The organism is Pseudotamlana agarivorans (genome assembly GCF_018860245.1).
Taxonomy (GTDB): Bacteria; Bacteroidota; Bacteroidia; order Flavobacteriales; family Flavobacteriaceae; genus Pseudotamlana; species Pseudotamlana agarivorans_A.
The window spans coordinates 26,150-52,124 of record NZ_JAHKPD010000016.1; the positions used below are offsets into that span (position 1 = coordinate 26,150).

Sequence of the window (25,975 nt, forward strand, 5' to 3'; positions counted from 1 at the left end):
ATACTAAAAAGGGAATTCGTAAATTTCACAAATGAATTATTTAGCCCACATCTATCTTTCTGGTGAAAACGAATTGGTCACAATAGGAAACTTTATTGCCGATGGCATTAAGGGGAAAAAGTACTTATCATTCCCAGAGAATATTCAAATTGGGATTTTGTTGCATCGTCATATCGATACTTTTACAGACGCGCATAAAACCGTAAGATTAAGCACTAAAAGGCTTCATGCTAAATATGGTCATTATTCTGGTATTATTGTAGATATACTATATGATCATTTTTTAGCCAAAAACTGGAGTAAGTATTCAGATACTCCGTTAGAAGTTTACACCGAAACGTTTTATAATTCCTTGGAAGCACATTATGATTTATTGCCATTAAACATTCAAAAACTATTACCGTATATGCTTGCCGATAATTGGTTATTGAGTTATGCTTCTATTGAAGGGATTTCACGTGTTTTAGATGGTATGAACCGGCGCACTAAAAACCGTTCTAGTATGAATGAAGCCGTGCATGAGCTTCAAAAGTTTTATGAAGAGTTTGAAACTGAGTTTTCAGACTTTTTTGATGAACTCATTGACACTTCCGCTGAAAAACTAACTGAACTCAATGCGCTTTATTACTAAAAGTTTTCTATTTACAGGACTAAATGAGGTTGAAAATTTACAGATTTCGACAGACTACCAGTTTCAACGGATTATTTGTAAACACTATTGCAGCTTATCGGTTTTCTTTTGTTTTCTTTTTTTAAAAGCCTGATATTTTATAATTTAGAAGTATCTCTAACACGTGCTTACCCCTAAATCTATGCCAAAAAAATCTAAGAAAATAGTCAAAATTATCGCTGGAGTCATTATCTTTTTCACACTGCCTAGTTTGCTTTTTTTTGGTTTTATGTATTTTAAATACAATGAAGATTTACCCACAGGAGTGCAAGGTGAAGCCGCAGATCAACTGGCATATAAAATGTTAGATGCCTTAGATTATGAAGCCTATAAAAATACCGCTTATATTGAATGGACTTTTAAAAAACGTCACCATTATAAATGGGATAAAAGCAAGAATATTTGCGAAGTATTTTGGAAATCTTATCGCGTGGTTTTAGATTTAAATAATAACGACAACACAAAGGTTTATATACAAGGTTTTATAAATACTGGAGAATTAGCGCCAGACCTTATTGAAACAGCCATAAAATACTTTAATAACGATTCTTTTTGGTTGGTTGCACCCTACAAAGTATTTGATAAAGGTGTTGAACGTCGATTAGTTAAAACCAATAATAATGAAGCCCTTTTAGTCACTTATACTTCTGGAGGCTCTACGCCTGGCGACTCTTATTTATGGTTGTTAGACAATAATTACAAACCGAAAGCCTTCAAAATGTGGACGGCCATATTACCCATTGATGGTTTGGAAGCTTCTTGGGAACATTGGACCACCACTGAAACTGGCGCTCAACTTCCAGAGTTTCACAAATTGATGTTTCTAGGTTTGGAAATCACCGATATTAAAGGGTACAATTAGTACCTCACCTACCAAAACTAAATCGTGTGTATTTCAACTGATGCGAGAAGTGTTAAAGTTAGTTAAAACTACCACATTTCGCTCTTATATATCAACCCTATATTTTAATACCCTAGTAAATAGGTATGGTTGAAATTTAGCCCTGACCCCATCCTAATTTCATAGCTCATAACTTTAAACACATCATAGAGATTCACTGTACCCCAAAATTAATATGGGTTAACAATTTTATACTGTTTTTTAACTTATGTTAAGGCCTTCTAAATAGGCTTTTCTACTATGTTTTTCTTCATTAATTTTACTCTAGAATTAATAAATAACCCTTTAAAAATTTAGTATCATGAAGAATCTTGCTTTTTTATTTTTTTTAGCTTTTGGAGTTACATTTGCAAATAACACAAACCCTACAACTCAGAACGAAGTAAAAGTTGGTGACGAGTTAGTAATTAACAAACAAAATCCAGATAAATTTAATCATGTAGATTTTCCAAGGCTAAATTTTATTGTAAAACGTGGTGGATTAGCAAACTACAATAGTGTTGACGGACATGTAGTTCTTGTAAAAAATGTTGAAACTAACGCGAATGGTGAAACTAAAGTTACTTTAGAAAGTAAAAACGGTAAAAAGTTTTTCGGATTTTTAAATTCAGTAGATGCAGATTACAACAAAGCTCTAAACGCTGGTGAGTTATCTGTGATAAAATAATAATTAAAAAGTTTTCAGATTATAGGAATTAGTCCTTATTATATACCATAAAAACTTTCAAAGGATTACCTTACTAAAAATAAGGTAATCCTTTTTTTATGACATCTATTTGCCACGCTGCCCGACAAACTTATGGTTATCAGATTTAAACAACACGTTAAAACTGGTTAAACTCCCATAAATTCTAGTAATATATTGTTGTAAATCAACCTTATTTTGCTCATCTAAATCACTCGCATTAATACGCTGCTCCATAACACGCAAGCGATCTCTCACCATAATAATTTTATTAAAAAATTTATCAATTGGCAGCTCATAAGCTTTTAAATTACCATCGGCAGGTTCAAGAATTAACTTTCCACCCTTGTATTTATCGGCAATTGGTACAATTTCACTAACATCACTCCATTTTTTCAAGATACGTACCAAACTACTTTCCACTTCCGAAAAGCTTATAGTATCCACATCGCCATCTGCAGCTTCAATAACTTCAAAAGTGCTATCAATAGCAATGGTTTCTAATCCGTTTTCAATAAAAGTGACCCAGTAATATTCCGATGTTACGTTTGTAACGACACCTTTTCCAAATTCTGGATGATTTATTCGCGATCCTATTCCTAGTATTTTCATATGTTATAATTGTGTTTTAGTGTTCTAAATTTAACTTCATAAATATACTTCCTTCAGAAATAATTATAAAAAAAATCAGGAGAAATTCTATGCTTAAATTCAATAACGCTTCCGCGGAAGCAGTAAAACTTCACATGATTTTAACAACTAAAATTGTACCTTTGCGCTTTTGCAAATTTATGAGTCAATTCAACGAATTTATTGAAGTTAAGGGCGCTAGGGTACACAATCTTAAAGATATAGATGTTTCCATTCCGCGAGAGAAACTTGTTGTAATCACAGGTTTATCTGGTAGCGGAAAATCTTCTTTAGCCTTTGATACCATTTATGCTGAAGGTCAGCGCCGATATATTGAAACTTTTTCGGCTTATGCACGTCAGTTTTTAGGCGGATTAGAACGTCCTGATGTTGATAAAATTGACGGCCTCTCCCCTGTTATTGCTATAGAACAAAAAACCACTAGTAAATCGCCACGCTCAACGGTAGGTACCATTACAGAGATTTACGACTTTATGCGTTTGCTTTTTGCGCGAGCCAGTGATGCTTATAGCTTCAATACAGGTGATAAAATGGTGAGCTATAGCGATGAACAAATTAAAGACCTTATTTCTAGCGATTTTAAAGGAAAACGCATTAATGTTTTGGCGCCTGTGGTACGCTCCAGAAAAGGACATTACCGCGAATTATTTGAGCAAATTGGAAAACAAGGTTTTGTAAAAGTTCGAACCGATGGTGAAATTCGCGATATCACCAAAGGCATGAAATTGGATCGTTACAAAAACCACGATATAGAAATTGTAATTGACCGTTTGGTTATTGACGATTCGGTAGATAATGATAAACGCCTTTCAGAAACCATAAACACCGCCATGTATCATGGGGAAGATGTGCTTATGGTTATTGATCAAGACACTCAAGAAGCCCGTTATTTTAGTCGGAATTTAATGTGTCCGAGTTCGGGTATTTCATATCCAAATCCGGAACCCAATAACTTTTCATTCAATTCCCCAAAAGGGGCTTGCGACAATTGCAATGGTATAGGGAACTTGTATCAAGTGAATATAGATAAGATTGTTCCAGACGATACTATTTCTATAAAAGCTGGTGCATTAGCACCACATGGTCCAGAAAAAAATAGCTGGATTTTTAAGCAATTTGAAACGATTGCACAGCGTTTTAATTTCAGTTTAACCGATGCCTATAAAGACCTTCCAGAAGCAGCGAAAAACATGATTCTTTATGGTGGCAATGAAAAGTTCTCCGTTGAAAGTAAAACTTTAGGCGTTACTCGGGATTATAAAATCGATTTTGAAGGCGTTGCCAATTTTATAGAAAACCAATACAAAACTGCAGAATCGACCTCGTTAAAACGTTGGGCTAAAGATTTTATGGACAAAGTTACTTGTCCTGTTTGTGAAGGTTCTCGATTGAAAAAAGAATCACTTTATTTCAAAATAAACGATAAAAATATTGCTGAACTTGCTAATACCGATATCGTTGAATTAGCAAAATGGTTTGGTGATTTAGATAAGCATCTTTCAGAAAAACAATTAAAAATTGCTGAAGAAGTTATAAAAGAAATTAAATCCAGACTGCAGTTTTTGTTAGATGTTGGTTTAGATTATTTATCACTTAATAGAAGCTCAAAATCCTTATCTGGTGGAGAAGCGCAACGTATTCGATTAGCCACTCAAATTGGTTCGCAATTGGTTGGTGTGCTGTATATTCTTGACGAACCTAGTATTGGATTGCATCAGCGCGACAACGAAAAATTAATAAATTCCTTGGTAGCTTTACGAGATATCGGAAACTCTGTTATTGTTGTTGAACACGATAAAGACATGATTGAACGTGCCGATTATGTGATAGACATTGGTCCTAAAGCAGGAAAATATGGTGGTGAAATTATAAGTATTGGAACTCCAGAGGAATTATTAACACACCACACGCTTACAGCAGATTATTTAAACGGTAATAAAGAAATTGAAATTCCTAAAACACACCGTAAAGGCAATGGAAATTTTATTGATTTAAAAGGCTGTACAGGAAATAACTTAAAAAACGTTTCAGTAAAATTTCCCTTAGGAAAAATGATAGGTGTTACCGGTGTTTCAGGAAGTGGAAAATCTACTTTAATCAACGAAACCCTCTACCCTATTTTGAACGCGTATTACTTTAATGGCGTTAAAAAACCTATGCCATATAAAAGCATAAAAGGTTTAGATCATATCGATAAGGTTATTGATATTAATCAATCGCCCATTGGAAGAACACCTCGAAGTAATCCTGCCACATATACTGGCACTTTTAGCGAAATAAGAGCCTTGTTTGCAAAAATACCAGAGGCTATGATTCGTGGTTATAAAGCCGGGCGTTTTAGCTTCAATGTAAAAGGCGGGCGCTGTGAAACCTGCCAAGGAGGAGGTTTACGTGTTATTGAAATGAATTTTCTACCAGATGTATATGTGGAATGTGAAACTTGTCAAGGCAAACGTTTTAATCGTGAAACATTAGAAATTCGCTATAAAGGTAAAAGCATAAGTGATGTTTTAAATATGACCATGAATGAAGCAGTCGACTTCTTTGAGCACATTCCTAAAATTCATAAAAAATTAAAAACAATAAAAGATGTTGGCCTCGGGTATATTACATTAGGCCAACAAAGTACCACACTTTCTGGTGGTGAGGCACAGCGTATTAAGTTAGCTACCGAACTGTCCAAAAGAGACACCGGAAACACCTTTTATATTTTAGATGAACCTACAACTGGCTTGCATTTTGAAGATATTCGTGTGCTTATGATTGTTTTAAACAAATTGGCCGACAAAGGTAATACGGTATTAATTATAGAACATAATTTAGACGTGATTAAAACTGTAGATCATATTATTGATATTGGTTATGAAGGTGGAAAAGGTGGCGGAAAAGTGATTGTAGAGGGCACCCCCGAAGAAGTTGCCAAACATAAAAAAAGCCACACGGCTAAATTTTTAAAAAAAGAATTACATTAGTCTAGTAAAGTTTTAAGAAAGTGAACAAGCAGTACCTTGAGCTTGTTTTAGGTGAGATTTAAAAAGTTTAAAAAAATATAAATTATAAACATTATGAGAACAGAAAAACACCCAAAAGGCTGGAACGAAATTAAAACAAACGATTCTTGGGCCATTTTTAAAATTATGGGTGAATTTGTTAGTGGTTTTGAAAAGATGAGTAAAATAGGCCCTTGTGTGTCCATTTTTGGTTCTGCCAGAACTAAACCAGATCATAAATATTACAAATTAGCCGAAAATGTAGCTAAAGAAATTGTTGAAGCCGGTTATGGTGTTATTACTGGTGGTGGGCCAGGAATTATGGAAGCTGGTAATAAAGGTGCACATTTAGCTGGCGGAACATCGGTTGGACTAAATATTGAATTGCCTTTTGAACAGCATGACAACCCATATATTGATGTTGATAAAAATTTAGATTTCGATTACTTTTTTGTTCGTAAAGTCATGTTTGTAAAATATTCTCAAGGATTTGTGGTGATGCCTGGTGGTTTTGGGACTTTAGACGAGCTTTTTGAAGCCATCACACTAATTCAAACGCATAAAATTGGAAAATTCCCAATTATCCTTGTCGGAAGAACCTTCTGGGCTGGTTTATTTGAATGGATTAAAAACACACTTTTAGAAACCGATGCTACAATTAGTGCTAAAGATTTAGATTTAATTCATTTGGTAGACACGGAAGATGAAGTCATTGCGATTCTTGATGATTTCTATAAAAACTCAGATTTAAGTCCGAATTTCTAAAGTCGATAAATAAATTCCATCCGTATTTAATAACCTAAATCATTAATCGTTGAGACTACGTTTATTTAATAGTTTTCTTTTCTTCACTATTAGCCTACTCAGTTTAAGTCAGAATAAAATTGATTTAAAGGCTGCTTTTGATGTGGAAAATAAGCAAATAAAAATATCTCAGACAATTATATACCACAATGATACGAACGATGAATTGGAATTTATTTATTTAAACGATTGGAATAATAGTTATTCCTCGAAACACACCCCTTTAGCGCATCGTTTAGCTGAGGAATACAAAGACGAATTTCAACTTGTAAAAGACGAAGATCGTGGTTTTTCAAACATAAATTTCATAAAACAACATGGTGAGAAGTTAGAATTTAAGATACTCAAAGATCAGCAAGATGTTATTAAGGTTTATTTAAATGAACCTTTGAAACCTAACGCATCTTATGAGCTAGAATTAGACTATCTCGTTAAAATTCCTAATGCTAGTTTTACACGATATGGCATTGATGATGATGGTAATGTTAGTCTTAGATATTGGTACATTACACCAACAGTCTACAATGGTGAATGGCAATATTATAGTAACAAGAATTTGGACGATTTATTCATTCCGAAATCTGATATTTCCTTAGAAATCGAATATCCAAACATCTATGATTTAACTTCAGATTTAGATTTAGATAATCTAACAAAAACCACTAATAAAGAGGTGGTTACGTTAAAAGGAAAACACAGAAATTCCAACAAGTTATTCCTTCAAAAAAAATCAAATTTTAACACGATTCAAGCAGATAATTTATCCGTTATTTCTAACATTGATGGTAAAGGTATTGAGATTCTAGATCAGGTAATTATTACCGAACGTATTACCAAATTTATAATTGAAAACTTTGGAGCCTACCCACACGAGCGTCTATTATTAACTCAAATTGATTATGATAAAGACCCCATTTATGGTTTAAACTTCTTACCAAAATTCATAAAAACACACCCTTTAAGTTTCGAGTATGAACTTAAAATTCTAAAAATTGCCCTTTACAATTATTTAGAGAACACTTTATTGCTTAACCCGAGAAGAGAACAATGGTTAATTGACGGTATACAGATTTATTACATGATGCAATATGTAGATCAATACCATCCAGACATGAAGTTTCTAGGCTCGATATCCGATTTTTGGGCCGCCAGACCTTTTCATGCATCTGATATGATGTATAACGATAAATACATTTTAGCATATATGGTTATGGCTAGAACCAACCGCGACCAAGCTCTAACAAAAGCAAAAGACTCCTTATTAAAATATAATAAAAATATAGCCAACAAATATAAGGCAGGAATCGGATTTAAGTATTTAGATGACTTTACAGACCATAGCATTGTTGAAAATAGCATTGAGTCGTTTGTAAAAGAATCTAAACTACAGAATACCTCAATTACCGAATTTGAAAAACACTTAAAATCTCAAACAGATAAAAATATTGATTGGTTTTTTAGTGATTATTTGGCCACTAGAAAAGTTATCGATTACAAGATTAAAAAGGTAAGTAAAACCGAAGATTCTGTAACATTAACGATTAAAAACAAGGGTAAAAACAACATGCCTGTATCGTTATATACACTTAAAAATGATAGTGTAGTCTCAAAACAATGGGTTGAAAACATACAGAAGTACAAAACCATTACCATACCAAGCAATGGTGGCGATAAATTGGTTTTAAATTACGAAAATACGATACCAGAATTTAATTCTAGAGACAACTGGAAATCATTAAAAGGAGCATTAGCAAACAATAAACCTTTACAAATACGTTTATTTAAAGATATAGAAGACCCGAATTACAGCCAGGTATTTATTATGCCTATTTTGGAATTCAACAATATCTATGACGGCATAAACTTAGGACTTAAAGCCTATAACAAAACAGTATTACGCCGTATGTTTTACTACAAAATATCACCACAATATTCCTTTGGTTCTAATGCTGTTACAGGATCACTTACGGTATCAAAAACGCATAATATACAAGATCGTAATTTATATTATCTTAATTATGGATTTTCTGGATCTTACAAATCTTACGCGGAAGACCTATTTGTAAGACGACTAACACCTTCTGTTTCTTTGCTTTATAGAGATAAAGAGGATTTTCGCTCTAATAAAAGGGGCGCGCTCTATACCAGGTTTATAGATATTCATAGAGATGAAGATGAACAAAATCGAGTAACGAGCGATGAGCCCAACTACTCCTTATTTAATACCCGTTTTATATATTCTAATGATAATCTAATTAACTTTTATAAGTGGTATGTCGACCTTCAGTTTAGTAAAGAATTTAGCAAAGTGTCTCTAAATTATGAGTACAGGCATTTGTTCGAAAACAACCGTCAGATAAACCTAAGAGCCTTCGCTGGAACCTTTTTGCGCAACGACAACGACCCTACTTCAGATTACTTCAGCTTTGCTTTAAACCGTCCTACCGATTATTTATTTGATTACAATTATCTAGGACGATCTGAAACTACAGGACTATTTAGTCAGCAATATATCCCTGCTGAAGGTGGTTTCAAATCAAAATTAGAACCTGCATTTGCTAATCAATGGATTACAACTTTAAATGCAAGCACGACATTATGGCGTTATATTTTACTTTATGGAGATGTTGGTTTGGTTAAAAATAGATATGAAGATCCTAAATTTGTATATGGAACAGGAGTGCGCGTTAATTTGGTAACAGATTATTTTGAATTATATTTTCCTATATATTCAAATTTAGGATGGGAAATCGCTCAACCGCGTTATGCTGAGCACATTAGATTCATATTTACGATAGATCCACAATCGCTACTCGGATTGTTTAGAAGACGCTGGTTTTAGTTTAAAATATTAAAATATTATCAATAAAACCGTGTTTTTTATCAATTAATTCTAATATAAAGATAACAAATCAAAGCTTTATTAAATTATTCACAACAACTTAAGCTGTCATAAAATTGCAAAAAAGCTAAAAATTAACTATTTTTGCCGCAACTGAAAAAAATCACGGCTTCTATGCAAACATTATCCGATTTGAATAATAATCTATCATTCGAAGATTTTAAAACTGAAGTACTTAATGATTATAGAACGGCCGTAATAAGCCGGGAGTGTAGTTTACTTGGTAGACGAGAAGTTTTAACGGGTAAGGCTAAATTTGGAATTTTCGGTGACGGTAAAGAAGTACCACAGTTAGCTATGGCTAAAGCTTTTCAAAAAGGCGATTGGCGTTCTGGATATTACAGAGACCAAACATTTATGATGGCCATAGGCGAACTTACTCCAGAACAATTTTTCTCAGGATTATACGCCAATACCAATTTAGAATTAGAACCGATGTCTGCAGGCCGCCAAATGGGTGGTCATTTTGTAACGCATAGTTTAAACGAGAATGGTAGTTGGAAAAACTTAAAAGAACAATATAACTCTAGTGCCGACATTTCACCAACCGCAGGGCAAATGCCTCGTTTATTGGGCTTAGCACAAGCATCAAAAATATTTAGAAACGTAAAAGGCATTAATGCCACTAATTTTTCTAATGAAGGTAATGAAGTGGCTTGGGGAACTATTGGAAATGCGAGTACCAGTGAAGGTTTGTTTTTTGAAACTATAAATGCTGCAGGTGTACTTCAAGTTCCTATGGTTATAAGTGTTTGGGATGATGAATATGGTATTTCGGTACATGCTAGACACCAAACAACAAAAGAAAACATTTCTGAAATTCTAAAAGGATTTCAACGAGATAGCGCTACTAAAGGTTTTGAAATTTTACGTGTTAAAGGATGGGATTATGCCAATTTGGTAGAAACTTATCAAGAAGCAAGTAAAATAGCAAGAGAAGAGCATGTGCCTGTATTAATTCATGTTTCTGAATTAACACAACCTCAAGGGCACTCCACTTCTGGTTCTCATGAACGTTACAAAAATGCAGAAAGATTAGAGTGGGAATCTGACAATGATTGTAATGTAAAATTCCGAGCTTGGGTTATTGAAAGTGGTATTGCAACAAACGAAAATTTAATTGAAATTGAACGAGCCGCAAAACGCGATGTGCGCGAAGCTAAAAAGAATGCTTGGAATACGTTTTTACGACCAATTTCAAAAGAGCAACAAGAATTAATTACGCTACTAAAACCGATTGCAAAATTGAGCGTTAATGGTGTTTTTATTTCTAAAATTGCTGAAACATTAACACATATTGACGAACCTACAAGGAAAGATTTACTCTCTAGTGCAAGACGTGTATTAAGATATTTGGTTTCTGAAACTTTTGAAGAAAAACGTAAACTTCAAATTTGGATTGATACCCTTTTTGAAAATACACAACCACGATTTAGTTCGCATTTATATTCACAAACACAAGGGTCAAATACACGTATAAACGAAGTAAAACCTGCCTTTGATGATGCTGCTGAAATGGTAGATGCACGTATTATTTTACGTGATAATTTTGATGCCATTTTTAAAAATTATCCAGAATCTTTAATTTTTGGTGAAGATACTGGTAATATTGGTGATGTAAATCAAGGTTTAGAAGGCTTGCAAGCTAAGTATGGAGAACTTCGTGTAGCCGATACAGGAATTCGAGAAGCCACTATTTTAGGACAAGGTATTGGTATGGCTTTACGCGGATTAAGGCCTATTGCAGAGATTCAATATTTAGATTATATCCTGTATGCTTTACAAATTATTAGTGATGATTTAGCCACTACTCACTATAGAACAAAAGGAAAACAAAAAGCACCGTTAATTATAAGAACTCGTGGACATCGTTTAGAAGGTATTTGGCATTCTGGTTCGCAAATGGGCGGTATTTTAAACCTTGCAAAAGGTGTTAATTTATTGGTTCCTAGAAACATGACCAAGGCCGCTGGTTTTTACAATACTTTACTCTTAGGTGATGATCCTGCAATTGTTGTAGAATGTTTAAATGGTTACCGTCTTAAAGAGAAGATGCCTAATAATTTAAGTGCCATTAAAACACCTGTTGGTGTTGTTGAGACTCTAAAAGAAGGTGATGATATCACTTTAGTATCTTACGGTTCTACATTACGAATTGTTCAAGAGGTTTCAAAAGAATTGTTAGCTGTAGGTATCGATGCTGAAATAATAGATATACAATCATTAATGCCGTTTGATTTAAATCATGATATTGTAAAGAGTATTGCTAAAACCAATCGTGTTATGATTATTGATGAAGACGTTCCAGGAGGAGCTTCAGCATATATATTAGATGAAATTTTAAACCGACAAAATGCTTTTCAGTATTTAGACAGTGCTCCTAAAACTCTTACAGCAAAAGAGCACAGACCAGCATACGGTAACGATGGTGATTATTTTTCTAAACCATCGGCAGAAGATATTTACGAGGCAATTTATTCGGTTATGCACGAAACAAACCCAACTAAATTTCCAAAACTACGCTAGTTTCTAACTGTAAAGTTGTTTCAGGTGTATTCCTGTAGGCAACACTAAGTTTGATTAAAGATGCTACTTCTTGTCAAAATTTATTTACGAAGAACTTAAAAAGCATCTATCACTTTTCATTGTAAAATATTGAATTGAAAACTTTTGCTGCAGAAGTATATAATTGCGAAGCACAACAATTAAAAAGGTATTTCGAGAAGAGCTTCTTAAAATATCTCATTAGCAGGCGCTATTCATTACTATCTGTGTATTTTTACTTTTAGATTTGTAAAAAGAACACCTATGAAAGCCGTTTCAGTTAGAGAAATAAGAAAAGAGTTAAATACCCTTTCTTCGCAAGAATTACAGGAACTCTGCTTACGATTATCACGCTTTAAAAAGGAGAATAAAGAGCTCCTTACCTATTTACTTTTCGAATCGCATCATGAAAGTGATTATATAGCAAGTGTAAAGTTATATGTTGATGAAGAATTCGAATCCATAAACCGCAATAGTATTTTTTATATTAGAAAAAGCGTTAGAAAGATACTTCGCAACGTTAAGAAATTTGTGAGATACTCGGGTAATAAAGAAACCGAAGTTGAGCTCCTACTCTATTTTTGCAAGCAATTAAAAGCGTTTAGACCATCTATTTCAAGAAGTGCACAGCTACAAAACTTGTACAATCGTCAGTTAGAACTTGCTAAAAAAATTATTAGCACTTTACATGAAGATTTACAATACGATTATAATTTAATGCTTGAGGACCTATAAGCTAACTTATGCCTTAAGGATTGTTTTAAACTTTTGTAAACTTTAAAGAATTTATTAATAAGGGTAATTATAGAATGATTTGCAAAGTTTATATTTGCTTTGTTTTAAGCAATAGACTTAAAACCCTTAAATAATAACAATTAACTCATTAATATAATATCATAAATAAAAAATGAAGCTATCCATACTTAAATTACTAACCCTAAGCTTAGTTATCCTTATTTCAAGTTGTTCAAGCGTTAAGGAATTATCTCATTGGACCTCTAATGATGTGGCCACTATAAAATCTAAAAACATTTTAGTCATTGTAAAAGCTAAAAAACAGAAGGTACGAGAAGCTTTCGAAAAACAAATAACAAAGCAACTTAAAGCGGAAAATTTAAATGCAACTTCCAGCTATGCTAAATTTCCAGAATTAGACCCTAATGATACTTTATCAAAAGCCGAACTTGCACAACTAAAGGAGAAATTTCAAAAGGCGGGCTTCAATGGCATTGTTTTTAGTCGCGTTATTGGAGTTGAAAAATTAAATAATACTACAACTTCTGGTGGTTATGAAGCTGGGGCTACTATAGGTGATTTTCCTTATTTATACAATATGGGCTTTTATGGTTTTTACTCCAACACACTACCGCAACCAAGTTTTAAAGGTGTTTACGAACCCATGGAAATACAAACTCAAACTGCTAATATATATGTATTGGAAACTGTTGTATATAACTTAGATTTAGAGACTAAAAAACAAATGGTAGCATCTGTAACTTCTAAAATAGAAAACGTCGAAACTGGTCATAATTTAGCTAAAAACTACGCTAAAACGGTTATCAAGGGCGTGAAAAAGAAATAATAATCACAATTTATTAAAGCTGAATAAAGCATTAAAATTGATTTTGTTCAGCTTTATTCATTTAAACAAGTAAAAATTATTTTGTTTGTCCGTTTTTTAACCTAAACATTGTATTTACGTCATTCCGAATTTATTTCGGAATCTCATAAAGCTGATAATTAATATATTGTGATGAGAACCTGAAACAAGTTCAGGTTGACGATAACAATTATGTCACATTACGGATAATCAGAAAATTATTAATTAATTTGAACATTCCTATTAAATCGCACATTATGAAAAAAAGTATATTACTTATTCTGTTTTTGGCCTTGGTGCCTATGCAAGCTGCTTTCGCTCAAAGTTTTGAAATTACACCATCTTATGGAACACAATTTGGAGCAAAATTAAAATATGGTTACGGTTATTTACAAGCTGAGAACAGTGGCCAGATTGGAGTTACTGTAGGGTTAGAAGTTAGACCTAATGTTGTTGGTGAATTAAGTTATTACAACCACAGTACGCAATTGAATATTAAAGATGTTGACTATAGTCCTAATAAATCTAGACTATCAGATCTTAATATGGATTGGATTTTTATAGGTGCAAATCACTATTTGAGTGATAATGAGTTTGTTAAACCTTTTTTTGGTGGTGGTTTAGGTGTTGTTTTTTTAAACCCTAAAAATGAAAATAGAGATATTATCGATTTTGATTTACATAATTCGACCCGTTTTTCATTCCTTTTGAAAGGTGGTGCAAACTTCATGTTAACTGAAGTGATCGGGTTAAATATTCAAGGTAACTTGTTTATCCCTGTTCAATATGGTGGGTTTTATATTAGCAACGGTGGCGGTGGTATTGCAACACAAAGTACTGTTGTTTTCGCAGGTTTAAGCGCAGGATTAGTTTTTAAACTAGGAGCCTAAATAAAAAAATACTTTAAATTATACTTACCTTTAAACTAAGAAACACTTTTGTTTCTAGTTTAAAGGTTTTTTATTTTAATACGGTTATATATGAAAATTGTAGTTTTAGATGGTTATACGTTAAATCCAGGTGATTTAAGTTGGGAAGGTATTGAAGCTTTAGGGCGTTTAAAAGTTTATGATCGTACACCTTTTGAAGAGGAAGTTATTCTAAAAAAGATTGGTGATGCCGACATTGTTTTTACTAATAAAACACCATTAACTGAAGCCGTTATAGAAAAAGCCCCAAATTTAAAATACATTGGTGTACTTGCCACAGGTTATAATGTCGTTGCTACTAAGGCTGCTAAAAAATACGGTATTATAGTAACAAATGTGCCTGAATACAGTACTAAATCTGTTGCACAATTTACTATGGCATTACTACTTGAAATGTGCCATCATGTTGGCAATCATAATGAGGCAGTTCAAGCTGGAGATTGGAGTAAAAGCCCCGATTTTTCCTTTTGGAACCACCCGTTAATTGAATTAAGTGGCAAAACCATGGGAATCATTGGTTTTGGTAATATTGGTCAGACCACTGCAAAAATAGCGCAGGCTTTTGGTTTAAACATTGTGACTTATAGCAGAACAAAATACCCTGAATTAGAAACTGAAACCTGTAAATTTGTTTCGCTGGATGAATTACTAGAACAATCGGATATTATCAGTTTACATTGTCCGTTGTTTGAAGCAACCAAATACATTATCAACAAAAACAGTATGGCCAAAATGAAAGATGGCGTGATGCTTATAAACACCTCTCGTGGCGCTTTAATTAATGAAGAAGATTTAAAGAATGCGTTAAATAATGATAAAGTTTCTAGCGCTGCCATCGATGTCACTTCCGTAGAACCAATAGATCCAAAAAACCCGTTGTTATCAGCAAAAAATTGCATCATTACGCCTCATATTGCTTGGGCTCCAAAAGAAGCCAGGTTCAGATTAATGCAAACCACGATTGATAATCTAAAAGCTTATCTTTCAAATAAACCAGTGAATGTTGTGAATTAGTTTTATGACTAAAGTATTTAGTATACTGATTTGTTGAAGCTATATCCACTTCCGCGAAAGCGAAACCTGAATAAAACGAATTAGAATTGAGTCGATATTTTTTTGTGCCGCACATAGCAAAAAACGTTGCCAGTCTTTATAATAGCACAATGACACACTGCGTACTCCAAACCAACAACTAATCTATTTTTGCATTTTTTAAACGCAATGCATTAGAAATCACAGACACCGAGCTGAAGCTCATGGCCAAAGCAGCAATCATGGGAGAAAGCAGAATTCCAAAAACCGGAAATAGGATACCTGCCGCAATAGGAACGCCAATCGCGTTATAGATGAGTGCAAAAAATAAATTCTGTTTGATGTTACGCATGACTTTATCACTTAAATGTTTCGCTTTTAAAATACCATGCAAATCACCTTTTACAAGAGTAATCATGGCACTTTCAATGGCTACATTAGTTCCTGTGCCCATAGCAATACCCACATCACTTTGAGCTAAAGCAGGGGCATCGTTTATACCATCGCCAGCCACGGCCACGCTATTACCGTTATTCTGGAATTTTTTCACCTCGTTAAGTTTATCTTCCGGAAGCATGCTAGCTTTAAAATGAGTGATATTTAGCGCATTGGCTACAGCTTGTGCCGTTTTAAAATTATCTCCTGTGAGCATTACGACTTCAACACCGTTGTTTTGCAATGCTTTAATGGCTTTAGCGCTAGTATCTTTAATTTTATCTGAAATAACCACAAAACCCACAATTTCTTTATTGATCGCTAAAAACGACACGGTTTTGCCTTGTTTCTGAAATAAACCAGCCTTTTCTTCCATTTTGGAATCTAATGAAGCCCGTGCAAATGCCATCATTTTAGGGTTACCTAAACTTATCTTTTCACCATGTATTATGGCTTCAACACCTTTACCGGTAACGGCTCTAAAAGCTTCAGTTTTTAAGGTTTCTATCTGATGTGATTTGCCATATTTTACGGTAGCTTCAGCAAGTGGGTGTTCGCTATTTGTGTTCAGTGAAACGATGTACTGAAGCAGGTCTTTTTCAGAAAAATCATTATTAAATGAACCAACAGTTTCTACTGTAGGCTTCCCTTGGGTAATGGTTCCTGTTTTATCTACAATAAGGGTATCGACCTGATGCATTTTTTCAAGAGCTTCGGCATTTTTTATTAGCACACCATTTTGAGCACCCTTACCCACACCTACCATCACAGACATTGGCGTTGCTAAACCAAGTGCACATGGGCAAGCAATAATTAAAACGGCAATGGCATTTACTAAAGCATAGACAAAAACGGGTTCTGGTCCCCAAATGGCCCAAGCCATGAAAGTTATTATGGAAATAAAAACAACGACAGGCACAAAGTATCCCGAAACTTTATCGGCTAATTTTTGAATAGGTGCACGGCTTCGGCTCGCCTCATTAACCATGTGTATAATTTGAGACAGTAAAGTATCACTACCAACTTTTTGAGCTTTCATTAAAAAGGTTTGGTTGCCGTTTATGGTTCCGCTATTAACTTTATCCTTCGTGCTTTTGTTTACAGGAATGGGTTCTCCGGTAATCATCGATTCGTCGATTGTAGTGGTTCCTTCAATAATAATACCATCAACAGGAATTTTGTCGCCTGGTTTTACTTTTAGAATATCGTTTAATTCAATTTTATCGATTGGCACTTCAACTTCTTCTTTGTTTACAATTTTAAGCGCCTTATTTGGTGCTAATTTTAGAAGTTCTTTAACCGCTTGATTGGTTTTACTGTGTGCTCTGGCTTCTAATAATTGTCCGAACAAAACCAGCGTTAAAATAACGGTTGCCGCTTCAAAATAAACATGAACGACTCCGCTTTCGGTTTTAAACTGTGCAGGAAAAACATCAGGAAAAAACAAACCAAAAACACTAAACAACCAAGAAACACCTGCCCCAATTCCGATTAAGGTGAACATATTGAGGTTCCATGTTTTTATGCTCTTGTAGGCCCGTTCAAAAAATATCCAAGTGGCATAGAATACTACGGGAATGGAGAGTAGAAATTGTATCCAATTCCAATATTTTTGATTTAAAATAGTATATAGTGGATTCTTTGCAAGCATATCGCTCATGGCTATTAAAAAAATGGGTAGTGTAAATGCCACGGCTATTTTAAACTTTTTTAGCAGTTTAAGATATGTTTTTTCTTTAGAAGACAAATCAGCTACAACAGGCACTAAATCCATACCACAAATGGAACAATCTCCAGATTCATCTTTTAGAATTTCGGGGTGCATCGGGCAGGTCCACTGATTTATTGCACCTCCCGTTACGTTGTGTTGTTCGACCAAATCCATTCCACAAACCGGACAATCACCAGGTTTTTCGTAGGTTTTATAATCTTCACAATGCATTGGACAATAGTAAATGCCATTTCCAATACCTTTAGGTTTTTCCGTTTTTTTAGAATGGCTCGAACAACAGCTTTTTTCATTTATATTGTGAATGGTATAATTACTACCATCATCAAATAAAGCTTTTTGAAAAATTTCAAGAGGAACATGTGTTTTCATTTCGATAGAAGCTTCAGCTGCTTTTAAGTTAACTACCACTTTAATTACTCCTGATACTTCAGAAAGTATTTTTTCAACATGACTTCGGCAACCGTTACAGGACATACCTTGAATTTTATAAATGTGTTTCATACGGTTACTAAATTTTAGAATGTTCCATATAATCCTGCCATAGGATTAATACGTATTTGTTTTTATGGTTTTCGACAATTTTTAAGAAACCAAATTCATATACAAAAAGATAAACTTCACCTTTCTGATTTTTCCAATAGTGGGTAAAATAGTTAGGATTAAAGCCTTTTTCTAGTAAAAGTTCGGATCTTAAAGTTACTTTGCCCCCTTTATTATACTCTTTTAATATTTTTCTATTGAGTTTTAACTGATTGTCTACCTTATTATAAAAACGTTCGGGTTGTACTTTCGCTTGCTGATATTGAAAGGCACTTTTACATTGTACATCACAGAATTTTTTATCCGTTCTTCCGGTTAATTCACTTTTACAGTATAAACAATTTGTATAAAACCTCATGATTTTCATTTTAACAGTATAATATACGAATCTTATTCACATAAACCACTGTTAAGTTATATATGACATTTATTATTGTATAAATATTAAAATTATGGAAAAAGGCAGGAGTATTACCTTAAAACACCTCTTAATTAAAAATATAAAGCAAATTGGTTTACAGTTTACTACCGACAAAGTTATTCAGGCCCTTGTAAAAGAGCTACCGGATGTAAAATGGAGTAAAGAATTTAATATGGCATACCTTATAAATACACCTGAAAACCTGGATTTAATTTTTAAAAAATTTAAAAGCGTCGCTTGGGTGAATAGTCATTACTTTTTTGACCATAAACCTATAAATGAATACAGTGAACCTATGGATATTACTTGGTTTAGAAATCGGGCGCTCCCTCAAGTTTACCGGCTGTGCCCTACTTCCTATTTAGATAAGCTTGAAATTAAGAAATATGCTAACAACACCATTAAATCTTATATCATCGCTTTTGAATATTTTATAAACTATTACCCAGATAAGGAACTTATAGCCATTAATGAAAATGATGTTAGGCAATATATTTTAAAATTAGTTCAGCTTGGAAAATCTGATTCTTATATAAATATGTCCATAAATAGCATTAAATTTTACTATGAATCGGTTCTTGGTATGCCCAATCGGTTTTATAAAATTGAACGCCCTAGGAAGCAAAAGAAATTACCCAAAGTACTTTCTAAGGAAGCGGTTTTAAGGATTATCGCTAATACAAACAACTTGAAACACAAGTGTATTGTAAGTTTATTGTATTCCTCTGGCATACGTCGAAATGAGTTAGTTAATTTAAAAATTTCAGACATTGATAGTTCACGGATGTTAATCCGTATTGAATCTGCGAAAGGAAAAAAAGATCGTTTTACTCTATTATCTCATAATTTACTAAACGATTTACGTGATTATTACAAGCAATGGAAACCAAGAACCTACATTATTGAAGGTATGTATGGTAATAAGTATTCGGCACAAAGTGTAGGAAGGGTTGTTACGAATGCCGGAAAAAAGGCTAAAATCCCAATAACTGTAACTCCTCACATGCTGAGGCATAGTTTTGCTACTCACCTTTTAGAGGATGGCGTTGATTTACGACAAATTCAGGTCCTACTGGGTCATAGCTCTACTAAAACCACAGAAATCTACACACATGTGGCTACAACTGCTTTCAAACAAATTAAGAATCCGCTAGACAATTGAAAAAATTCAAAACCATGTTATAAATTTTAACTTTATTTAATTTTTCTAAAAAAACATATAAAACATATATACCACATACAAGACATATCCCTTATATTTGGAAATATATAGAACATAATGTTCTATATACTATTGTTGTGTTTCATACTGACCAGCCGCATATTTTAGCACTTTCGGTTTTTGCCAACGCACAGTTCCAACGCTAAAAACCAAAAGAGCTAAAATTTCCCAACGCTCGAATTGAATATATCGATAAAAAGATTTAGATTTGTCAAAAAATGACAAGTCTTATGAAAACCACATTTGGAGAATACATCCGACTTTTAAGAAACGAAAACGAATTGACTTTAACTCAACTTGCAGCTAAACTAAATTTAGATTCTGCAAATTTGAGTAAAATCGAAAATGGAAAACGAGATTTTGACGAAAAACGCTTGCCAAAACTTGCGAAAATCTTCAAACTGAATCTCACAGAATTGCGCAATGAATATGTGACTGACCAAATTGGCAAGCATATTTACGAAACAAATTGCACAAAACAACTTTTACAAGTTGCAGAGGAAAAAGCAGAATATCGAAGAACACTTAATAAATCACTTCAAACACAATAAAATATGAAAATAGTATCTTTCTTCGCAGGAGCTGGCGGACTTGATTTAGGCTTTCAGCAAGCTGGTTTTAATGTTATTTGGGCAAACGAATATGACAAAGAAATTTGGGAAACTTATGAAAAAAATCACCCAAACACAATACTTGACAAAAGAAGTATTGTAAATATACCAGCTGATGAAGTTCCAGAATGTGATGGAATAATTGGAGGTCCACCTTGCCAAAGTTGGAGTGAAGCTGGAGCAGCAAGAGGAATTAAAGATAAGAGAGGTCAGTTATTTTATGACTTCATAAGAATATTAGAAGCTAAACAACCTAAATTCTTTTTAGCGGAAAATGTTAGTGGAATGTTGATTTCTAAACACACAGAAGCTTTAGAAGGAATTAAAGAACTTTTTAGAAACGCAGGAATAGGATACGAACTTTCTTTTCAAATGCTTAACGCATCTGATTATAATGTTCCACAAGACCGAAAAAGAGTTTTCTTTATTGGAATTAGAAAAGATTTGAATTTTAAATACCAATTCCCAACTGAAACTTTTCCAAAAATACCGCTTGAAAATGTTATATCTGATTTGCAAGAAGGTGTTTTACCAGCTTTAGAATACAACAATACCAATGGAGATAATTGTGTAGTTCCAAATCACGAATATATGATTGGAAGTTTTTCTACAATTTTTATGTCAAGAAACAGAGTAAGAAGTTGGGATGAACAATCTTATACAATTCAAGCAGGCGGAAGACACGCACCTATTCATCCGCAAGCACCAAAAATGAAATTCATAGAAAAAAATAAGAGAATTTTTGTTCCAGGAAAAGAACATTTATATAGAAGGTTAAGCGTTAGGGAATGTGCAAGAATTCAAACTTTTCCGAATGACTTTATTTTCCATTATAAGAAAGTCGCAGCAGGTTACAAAATGATTGGAAACGCTGTTCCTGTAAATCTTGCAAAATTTTTAGCAAAAAGTATAAAAACACAGATTGAACAAAATACCATTAAACAGAACAAGGAACAAAGAGAATTAGTCGAAACAATATGAGTAACATTTTAGAAGCTTTAGTAAATATAGTTGAGAATAAAGACTACGAGATTAAGGAATACACAATAGGTGGTAACAGAGCCCAAAATATGGGAGAAGCCTTGGAAGAATACATCTTTGATGCTTTTAGTAACTCTTTTGATATTGATGATGACGAAACGCGAAGAAATAAGCACAGCGAAGTATTTTCTTTTTTAGGAGCAAAGAATAAAATTCCTGATGCAATATTAAAAAATGGAGATGCTTTGGAAGTAAAAAAGGCTACTTCCGAATCTTCTATTCAGTTGAATAGTTCCTATCCAAAACATTCATTGAAAGCAACAGATACAAGAATACAATCTTCTGCGTTGACTTGTGAAGAAATAAAATGGGAAGAGAAAGAAATGCTTTATTGTTTTGGATATATCCCAAGTGGAGCCAAACATTTAAAATCCGTGTGGTTTGTATATGGTCGAATTTATTGTGATTTACAGGAAGTCTATGAAGAAATCATTGATGATATAAAAGCCAATTTAGATGATGATTACACAGGAAATGAATTGGGCGGAGCAAAAGGTGTAGATAGTTTAAAAATAACAACATTAAGAGTAAGAGGTATGTGGGTTATCAAGCATCCTCAAAAAGTTTATTCAAAGTTGACCAAAGATTGGGGAAACAATGACTTTGAAGTAAAAGCGTTAATTCCAAAAAATATATTTGATAATTTTCCTCAAAAATCAAAAGACAAATTAAATGCAAGTGTTCTCAATATTGAGGAAATTGAAGTTACTGACCCAACAAACAGAGCTAAAACTTTAAATTGTTTTTTTATTTACTATAAATAGAGGAATAAGCCAACGCTAAAAGCCATACACATTTGCAATTCGCTTCAGCCACCACACAAGCCAAAAATTGCAAAAGAGTATGTCTTTGCCAACGCTAGCAAGTTTGCGGAAAAAAAGTACGAAAACACAACAACGTATATAAAAAATAGCGGTTTTAGTGCTTAAACGAAAGTAAGTAAATATAAAAAAAGCCTGTGTTAAACCGAAAAGTTCGTGTGTAAAATCCGCTACTTTTCATATACAAGACCGTTATGTGCAACGTATCCACTCAGCTGGAAAAGCATCTAATTCCAAAATTATAACGGAAAAAAAATGCGCAATCGGACTAACTTACTCAACCGATTTCGGACTTTAACGATACGAAACTGTTGCGGCGGACTGATGCTCAGAACGAAAAATCTGTATAGAAGTTAGTTGTTTAAGAATGTGTTTATTAAAATGTGATCACTCTGCTGGTTTCTGACCAAAACAATACGCAACTGTGATGTGGTATTGATTAGCTAGACGGCATATCTTTGTATAATAAAAGTAAAAAAGAACGTGAAAATCACTCAATTTGCTTACTCAAGCGGCTTCTGACCATGGCAATACGCAACTGTTACGGCGGACTGACATTCTGGGCGGCAAATTTTGGCGGAATTTAAGTGGTTTAAAGCATAAAAACTGCATTATAAAACGCAAAAAAACATCAATTTTCTCAACACAAAAACGCGGCACATAACAAAATGTAAAATCCATTGCTTACTTTAGCGTTAAGTTAATGTGTAGTACTTCTATTCAACTTCGGATTTCCAAACGGAAATCCTACTTTCTTAGTCGCAACGCACCTTACATGAGACCGTTAACCATAATTTTCCAATAAATGCGAGAATATAATACTTACGCAAATAAGCAACTCGAAAAATTATCTAAAACTCAAGATAAGTTCATTGCAAAGTTTAATACTAATTCGTATTCAAGTTGGTTTTATGACCAAGAGACTGAATTACTTCGTTTATACAATGAGGATATAGATGAAGTATTTTTTAAATATATCCCTGTTGGAACCTATTCGCCAATATCAAATTCGTGGATGTGGAGTTGGCATAATGAAGGTTCTATTGAAGAGCATAAATATGAGACACTTAAAATTAAGAAATTTGGTAAGAAACATGGATTTGATTTTTTAACAAATGGCTTAATAAATTGTGAAAAATCTGAATGTTGGAAATTGACGGCAATCAGTAAAAATCTAATTGGCGGAATTGGGGTTTATTCTACTAATTCTAAAGATTTACAAAAATATTTTATTATTGTTAAGGTTTATAAGGACATTAACTCAATGGAAGTTCAGAGAATGAAACAAAAAAAAGTAGATTGCGGAATTCATGGGTTTCGACGAACTGCCTTTGTTTGTCAGCATTTAGACCTTGAAAACCCAAAGGGATTTGAGGAAGCTTTTGAAGCGGTTAAAGGAATGGATTTAGATGAGAGTGAAGATTTTGCGGCTTGGTGTAGTGAATGTGAAGAATATAGATTGTCGGAAGATGGATGGAATGAAGAATCTGAGAAATTTGCTGATATTAAATTGGTTTGCGAAGAATGTTATTTTGAGTTGAAAGAGTTTAATAAAAAATAAACTATGGCTAACAATGCCTATACTTAATACGGGTTTGGTGTTTAATTCAAAAGTTAGTCTGTATTTGCAAAGTCCGCCAAATCTTTTGATTTGGCTTTATAACTAAAAAAAGATAAAACAAAATAAAAAGATTTGGCTAAGTGTTTAAACGGAAATTAATTCCTTTTAATTCCCGTACTAAGCATAGCCGAGAACGTTGTGCATAATTATGAAAATAGTACTAAAATCAATCTTTCTGCTAATTATAAGCTTCTCGTGTTTTAGCCAAAACAACGGAAAAGAAAACCTGAATTTAGTTTTTTATAGTGATTGTTCTGATAAAATCATAACGCCAGAGTTTGATATAGATATTGTTCCTCAATCGGAAAATGTCAAAATACTGACTTATTACATTGAGCGAGGAGATTGGATTTCCCAAAACACTATTACTATCGATTTAAGAAAAAATGACACAATTAGAATCCCAAAAATTCTCTTTGGTGGAGGAAATGAATTACATAGCCAACGTTGGACTTATTTAAACTGCAATAAAATTTGCGAAGGAAAAGAAATAGATTCTAACTCTAACGGAAATAAAAGACTTGAAGGCGTTTTTGAGAACGGAAAACCATCTGAAATCAAGTTTTTTAGAGAGAACGGAACTTTGGAATCTCAAGAAATTTATAAGCTTGGAACTTTAAATAAAACGAGAGTTAATTATTTCGACGAAAAAGGAATTTTAACAGAATATGAAATTCACAAAAACCGAAAGAAAAAAACAATAATTCAGACATTTGACAAAAATCACAAACAGACAAATAAAGAAGTTCAACATTATTATATTGAATAAACTAACTATGTACAACAAAGCCTATACTTAATACGGGTTTGGCGCTTAAGTCAAAGGTTAGTTTGTATTTACAAAGTCCGCCAAATCTTTTGATTTGGCTTTATTACTAAAAAACATAAAACAAAATAAAAAGATTTGGCTGAGTGTTTAAACGGAAATTAATTACTTTTAATTCCCGCACTAAGCATAGCCGAGAACGTTGGCAATAATTTAGAGAACAACTAACCTTATAAGAGAAAAAATCTGTATATGGATGTAATAAAAGCGCATAGAGAATTATTTGAGATTATAAAACCTGAAATCTATAAGTTTGGCTTTGATACTTCAGATTATCAACCTCATTTTTGTTCTTTAGACTTTAAGAAAAAAAAGAATAAAGTAATCAACCACATAACTTTACAATTTTACAATGATAGTCTCGGAATAAATGCTCTGCAAGGTCGTGTGATACTCAATGAAGTTAATGATATTTTGAGAAAATTTGTGGATTTGAAAGTCAACAGGGAATATGAGACCTTAAACAATTTTGAATTCAAGAACCTTATACAAAAGGATATCAAAAAGCTTAATTCGATAAGTAAATATAAAAACAAGACAGACTACTCGTTTGATATTTTAGAACATATTGAAAAGGTAGTTATTCCTTTTTTTAATTTTTACCCAGACATGCAGACAATTAATCATAATATTCTTAACACAGTTCCCATCAAAGATTACCCAGATTGGATACATGGGCAATCAACCTTAAAAATCTTAATTATAATGCGACTTTGTAATAATCCGAATTTTGATTCATATCGAAAAAACAAGGAGAAAGAATATATAGCTTTTGTCAATAGAGATTCTACTATGTGGCAACCTGCTTATGATACATTTCTATCACTGATAAAGTATCTTAATGATTAAAAACTATTGCCAACAATATGTATAGTGCATAAGGGTTTCAGCGGTTTCCGAGTGTTTACGCTCGCCTCAAATTTGGTTGACAAACTGATAAGTTTGAGCACCGCAATCCCTTACGACACCATACATTAAACGTTGTAGTGCATTTGAG

21 protein-coding genes are annotated in these 25,975 nt (G+C 33.3%); 18 read left to right on the forward strand and 3 right to left on the reverse strand.

Annotated features, from left to right (window positions below; translation table 11 throughout):
• The first annotated feature begins 31 nt into the window (after window positions 1-31).
• From KO493_RS10830 to KO493_RS10840, 3 genes are all read left to right on the forward strand, one after another.
• Window positions 32-631, forward strand: a complete 600-nt coding sequence (locus tag KO493_RS10830; RefSeq protein WP_216067989.1) for an ACP phosphodiesterase — start codon at window positions 32-34, stop codon at window positions 629-631.
• A gap of 181 nt (window positions 632-812) precedes the next feature.
• Window positions 813-1,532 (forward strand): hypothetical protein, encoded by a 720-nt coding sequence (locus tag KO493_RS10835; protein ID WP_216067990.1) that lies wholly within the window; start codon window positions 813-815, stop codon window positions 1,530-1,532.
• A 340-nt stretch (window positions 1,533-1,872) separates the two neighbouring features.
• Window positions 1,873-2,238, forward strand: coding sequence for a hypothetical protein (locus KO493_RS10840; protein WP_216067991.1), 366 nt, complete (start codon window positions 1,873-1,875; stop codon window positions 2,236-2,238).
• A 105-nt stretch (window positions 2,239-2,343) separates the two neighbouring features.
• Here the strand turns inward: KO493_RS10840 and KO493_RS10845 are convergent, their stop codons facing one another.
• Window positions 2,344-2,868 (reverse strand): hypothetical protein, encoded by a 525-nt coding sequence (locus KO493_RS10845; protein ID WP_216067992.1) that lies wholly within the window; start codon window positions 2,866-2,868, stop codon window positions 2,344-2,346.
• Between the two features lie 179 nt (window positions 2,869-3,047).
• Here KO493_RS10845 and uvrA point away from each other — a divergent pair, with 179 nt between their 5' ends.
• From uvrA to KO493_RS10885, 8 genes are all read left to right on the forward strand, one after another.
• Window positions 3,048-5,879 (forward strand): excinuclease ABC subunit UvrA, encoded by a 2,832-nt coding sequence (uvrA, locus tag KO493_RS10850; RefSeq protein WP_216068008.1) that lies wholly within the window; start codon window positions 3,048-3,050, stop codon window positions 5,877-5,879.
• A 93-nt stretch (window positions 5,880-5,972) separates the two neighbouring features.
• Entirely contained in the window at window positions 5,973-6,662 is a 690-nt protein-coding gene (locus tag KO493_RS10855) for a TIGR00730 family Rossman fold protein (protein WP_216067993.1), read from the forward strand.
• Window positions 6,663-6,711: 49 nt separating this feature from the next.
• Window positions 6,712-9,543 (forward strand): metalloprotease, encoded by a 2,832-nt coding sequence (locus KO493_RS10860; RefSeq protein WP_216067994.1) that lies wholly within the window; start codon window positions 6,712-6,714, stop codon window positions 9,541-9,543.
• Between the two features lie 174 nt (window positions 9,544-9,717).
• Window positions 9,718-12,129, forward strand: coding sequence for an alpha-ketoacid dehydrogenase subunit alpha/beta (locus tag KO493_RS10865; RefSeq protein ID WP_216067995.1), 2,412 nt, complete (start codon window positions 9,718-9,720; stop codon window positions 12,127-12,129).
• Between the two features lie 282 nt (window positions 12,130-12,411).
• Window positions 12,412-12,882 carry a hypothetical protein gene (locus KO493_RS10870; protein WP_216067996.1) on the forward strand — a complete coding sequence of 157 codons (471 nt, stop codon included), beginning with the start codon at window positions 12,412-12,414 and terminating at the stop codon, window positions 12,880-12,882.
• A 172-nt stretch (window positions 12,883-13,054) separates the two neighbouring features.
• Window positions 13,055-13,729, forward strand: a complete 675-nt coding sequence (locus KO493_RS10875; protein ID WP_216067997.1) for a hypothetical protein — start codon at window positions 13,055-13,057, stop codon at window positions 13,727-13,729.
• A 275-nt stretch (window positions 13,730-14,004) separates the two neighbouring features.
• The gene (locus KO493_RS10880) at window positions 14,005-14,637 is read left to right on the forward strand and encodes an outer membrane beta-barrel protein (RefSeq protein ID WP_216067998.1); all 633 of its coding nucleotides are present in this window, start codon (window positions 14,005-14,007) and stop codon (window positions 14,635-14,637) included.
• Between the two features lie 90 nt (window positions 14,638-14,727).
• Window positions 14,728-15,690 carry a D-2-hydroxyacid dehydrogenase gene (locus KO493_RS10885; RefSeq protein WP_216067999.1) on the forward strand — a complete coding sequence of 321 codons (963 nt, stop codon included), beginning with the start codon at window positions 14,728-14,730 and terminating at the stop codon, window positions 15,688-15,690.
• A gap of 178 nt (window positions 15,691-15,868) precedes the next feature.
• On the opposite strand, the gene KO493_RS10890 is transcribed toward KO493_RS10885, so the two are convergent.
• Window positions 15,869-18,376, reverse strand: coding sequence for a heavy metal translocating P-type ATPase (locus KO493_RS10890; protein ID WP_216068000.1), 2,508 nt, complete (start codon window positions 18,374-18,376; stop codon window positions 15,869-15,871).
• Between the two features lie 7 nt (window positions 18,377-18,383).
• Window positions 18,384-18,773 carry a hypothetical protein gene (locus tag KO493_RS10895; RefSeq protein ID WP_216068001.1) on the reverse strand — a complete coding sequence of 130 codons (390 nt, stop codon included), beginning with the start codon at window positions 18,771-18,773 and terminating at the stop codon, window positions 18,384-18,386.
• 94 nt (window positions 18,774-18,867) lie between these two features.
• On the opposite strand from KO493_RS10895, the gene xerA reads away from it, so the two are divergent.
• From xerA to KO493_RS10930, 7 genes are all read left to right on the forward strand, one after another.
• Window positions 18,868-19,998: a site-specific tyrosine recombinase/integron integrase gene (xerA, locus tag KO493_RS10900; protein ID WP_216068002.1), complete on the forward strand. Its 1,131-nt coding sequence runs from the start codon at window positions 18,868-18,870 to the stop codon at window positions 19,996-19,998.
• Between the two features lie 290 nt (window positions 19,999-20,288).
• On the forward strand, window positions 20,289-20,609 hold the full coding sequence (locus KO493_RS10905) for a helix-turn-helix domain-containing protein (RefSeq protein ID WP_042294514.1): 321 nt from the start codon (window positions 20,289-20,291) through the stop codon (window positions 20,607-20,609).
• Window positions 20,610-20,612: 3 nt separating this feature from the next.
• Complete coding sequence (locus KO493_RS10910; protein ID WP_216068003.1) at window positions 20,613-21,650, forward strand: DNA cytosine methyltransferase; 1,038 nt, start codon at window positions 20,613-20,615, stop codon at window positions 21,648-21,650.
• A complete protein-coding gene (locus KO493_RS10915; protein WP_216068004.1) occupies window positions 21,647-22,474 on the forward strand; it encodes an NgoPII family restriction endonuclease in 828 nt (275 codons plus the stop codon). The genes KO493_RS10910 and KO493_RS10915 overlap by 4 nt, the downstream gene beginning before the upstream one ends.
• 862 nt (window positions 22,475-23,336) lie before the next feature.
• A complete protein-coding gene (locus KO493_RS10920) occupies window positions 23,337-24,092 on the forward strand; it encodes a DUF6882 domain-containing protein (protein WP_216068005.1) in 756 nt (251 codons plus the stop codon).
• A 208-nt stretch (window positions 24,093-24,300) separates the two neighbouring features.
• Entirely contained in the window at window positions 24,301-24,921 is a 621-nt protein-coding gene (locus KO493_RS10925; protein ID WP_216068006.1) for a hypothetical protein, read from the forward strand.
• A gap of 249 nt (window positions 24,922-25,170) precedes the next feature.
• Window positions 25,171-25,827: a hypothetical protein gene (locus tag KO493_RS10930; RefSeq protein WP_216068007.1), complete on the forward strand. Its 657-nt coding sequence runs from the start codon at window positions 25,171-25,173 to the stop codon at window positions 25,825-25,827.
• The last annotated feature ends 148 nt before the right edge of the window (window positions 25,828-25,975 follow it).

Excerpts from the sequence above, each read along its gene's own strand:
- KO493_RS10830 (WP_216067989.1), top strand. The coding sequence starts at position 32 with ATGAATTATTTAGCCCACATCTATCTTTCTGGTGAAAACGAATTGGTC.
- KO493_RS10835 (WP_216067990.1), top strand. The coding sequence starts at position 813 with ATGCCAAAAAAATCTAAGAAAATAGTCAAAATTATCGCTGGAGTCATT.
- KO493_RS10840 (WP_216067991.1), top strand. The coding sequence starts at position 1,873 with ATGAAGAATCTTGCTTTTTTATTTTTTTTAGCTTTTGGAGTTACATTT.
- KO493_RS10845 (WP_216067992.1), bottom strand. The coding sequence starts at position 2,868 with ATGAAAATACTAGGAATAGGATCGCGAATAAATCATCCAGAATTTGGA.
- uvrA (WP_216068008.1), top strand. The coding sequence starts at position 3,048 with ATGAGTCAATTCAACGAATTTATTGAAGTTAAGGGCGCTAGGGTACAC.
- KO493_RS10855 (WP_216067993.1), top strand. The coding sequence starts at position 5,973 with ATGAGAACAGAAAAACACCCAAAAGGCTGGAACGAAATTAAAACAAAC.
- KO493_RS10865 (WP_216067995.1), top strand. The coding sequence starts at position 9,718 with ATGCAAACATTATCCGATTTGAATAATAATCTATCATTCGAAGATTTT.
- KO493_RS10870 (WP_216067996.1), top strand. The coding sequence starts at position 12,412 with ATGAAAGCCGTTTCAGTTAGAGAAATAAGAAAAGAGTTAAATACCCTT.
- KO493_RS10875 (WP_216067997.1), top strand. The coding sequence starts at position 13,055 with ATGAAGCTATCCATACTTAAATTACTAACCCTAAGCTTAGTTATCCTT.
- KO493_RS10880 (WP_216067998.1), top strand. The coding sequence starts at position 14,005 with ATGAAAAAAAGTATATTACTTATTCTGTTTTTGGCCTTGGTGCCTATG.
- KO493_RS10885 (WP_216067999.1), top strand. The coding sequence starts at position 14,728 with ATGAAAATTGTAGTTTTAGATGGTTATACGTTAAATCCAGGTGATTTA.
- KO493_RS10890 (WP_216068000.1), bottom strand. The coding sequence starts at position 18,376 with ATGAAACACATTTATAAAATTCAAGGTATGTCCTGTAACGGTTGCCGA.
- KO493_RS10895 (WP_216068001.1), bottom strand. The coding sequence starts at position 18,773 with ATGAGGTTTTATACAAATTGTTTATACTGTAAAAGTGAATTAACCGGA.
- xerA (WP_216068002.1), top strand. The coding sequence starts at position 18,868 with ATGGAAAAAGGCAGGAGTATTACCTTAAAACACCTCTTAATTAAAAAT.
- KO493_RS10905 (WP_042294514.1), top strand. The coding sequence starts at position 20,289 with ATGAAAACCACATTTGGAGAATACATCCGACTTTTAAGAAACGAAAAC.
- KO493_RS10910 (WP_216068003.1), top strand. The coding sequence starts at position 20,613 with ATGAAAATAGTATCTTTCTTCGCAGGAGCTGGCGGACTTGATTTAGGC.
- KO493_RS10915 (WP_216068004.1), top strand. The coding sequence starts at position 21,647 with ATGAGTAACATTTTAGAAGCTTTAGTAAATATAGTTGAGAATAAAGAC.
- KO493_RS10920 (WP_216068005.1), top strand. The coding sequence starts at position 23,337 with ATGCGAGAATATAATACTTACGCAAATAAGCAACTCGAAAAATTATCT.
- KO493_RS10925 (WP_216068006.1), top strand. The coding sequence starts at position 24,301 with ATGAAAATAGTACTAAAATCAATCTTTCTGCTAATTATAAGCTTCTCG.
- KO493_RS10930 (WP_216068007.1), top strand. The coding sequence starts at position 25,171 with ATGGATGTAATAAAAGCGCATAGAGAATTATTTGAGATTATAAAACCT.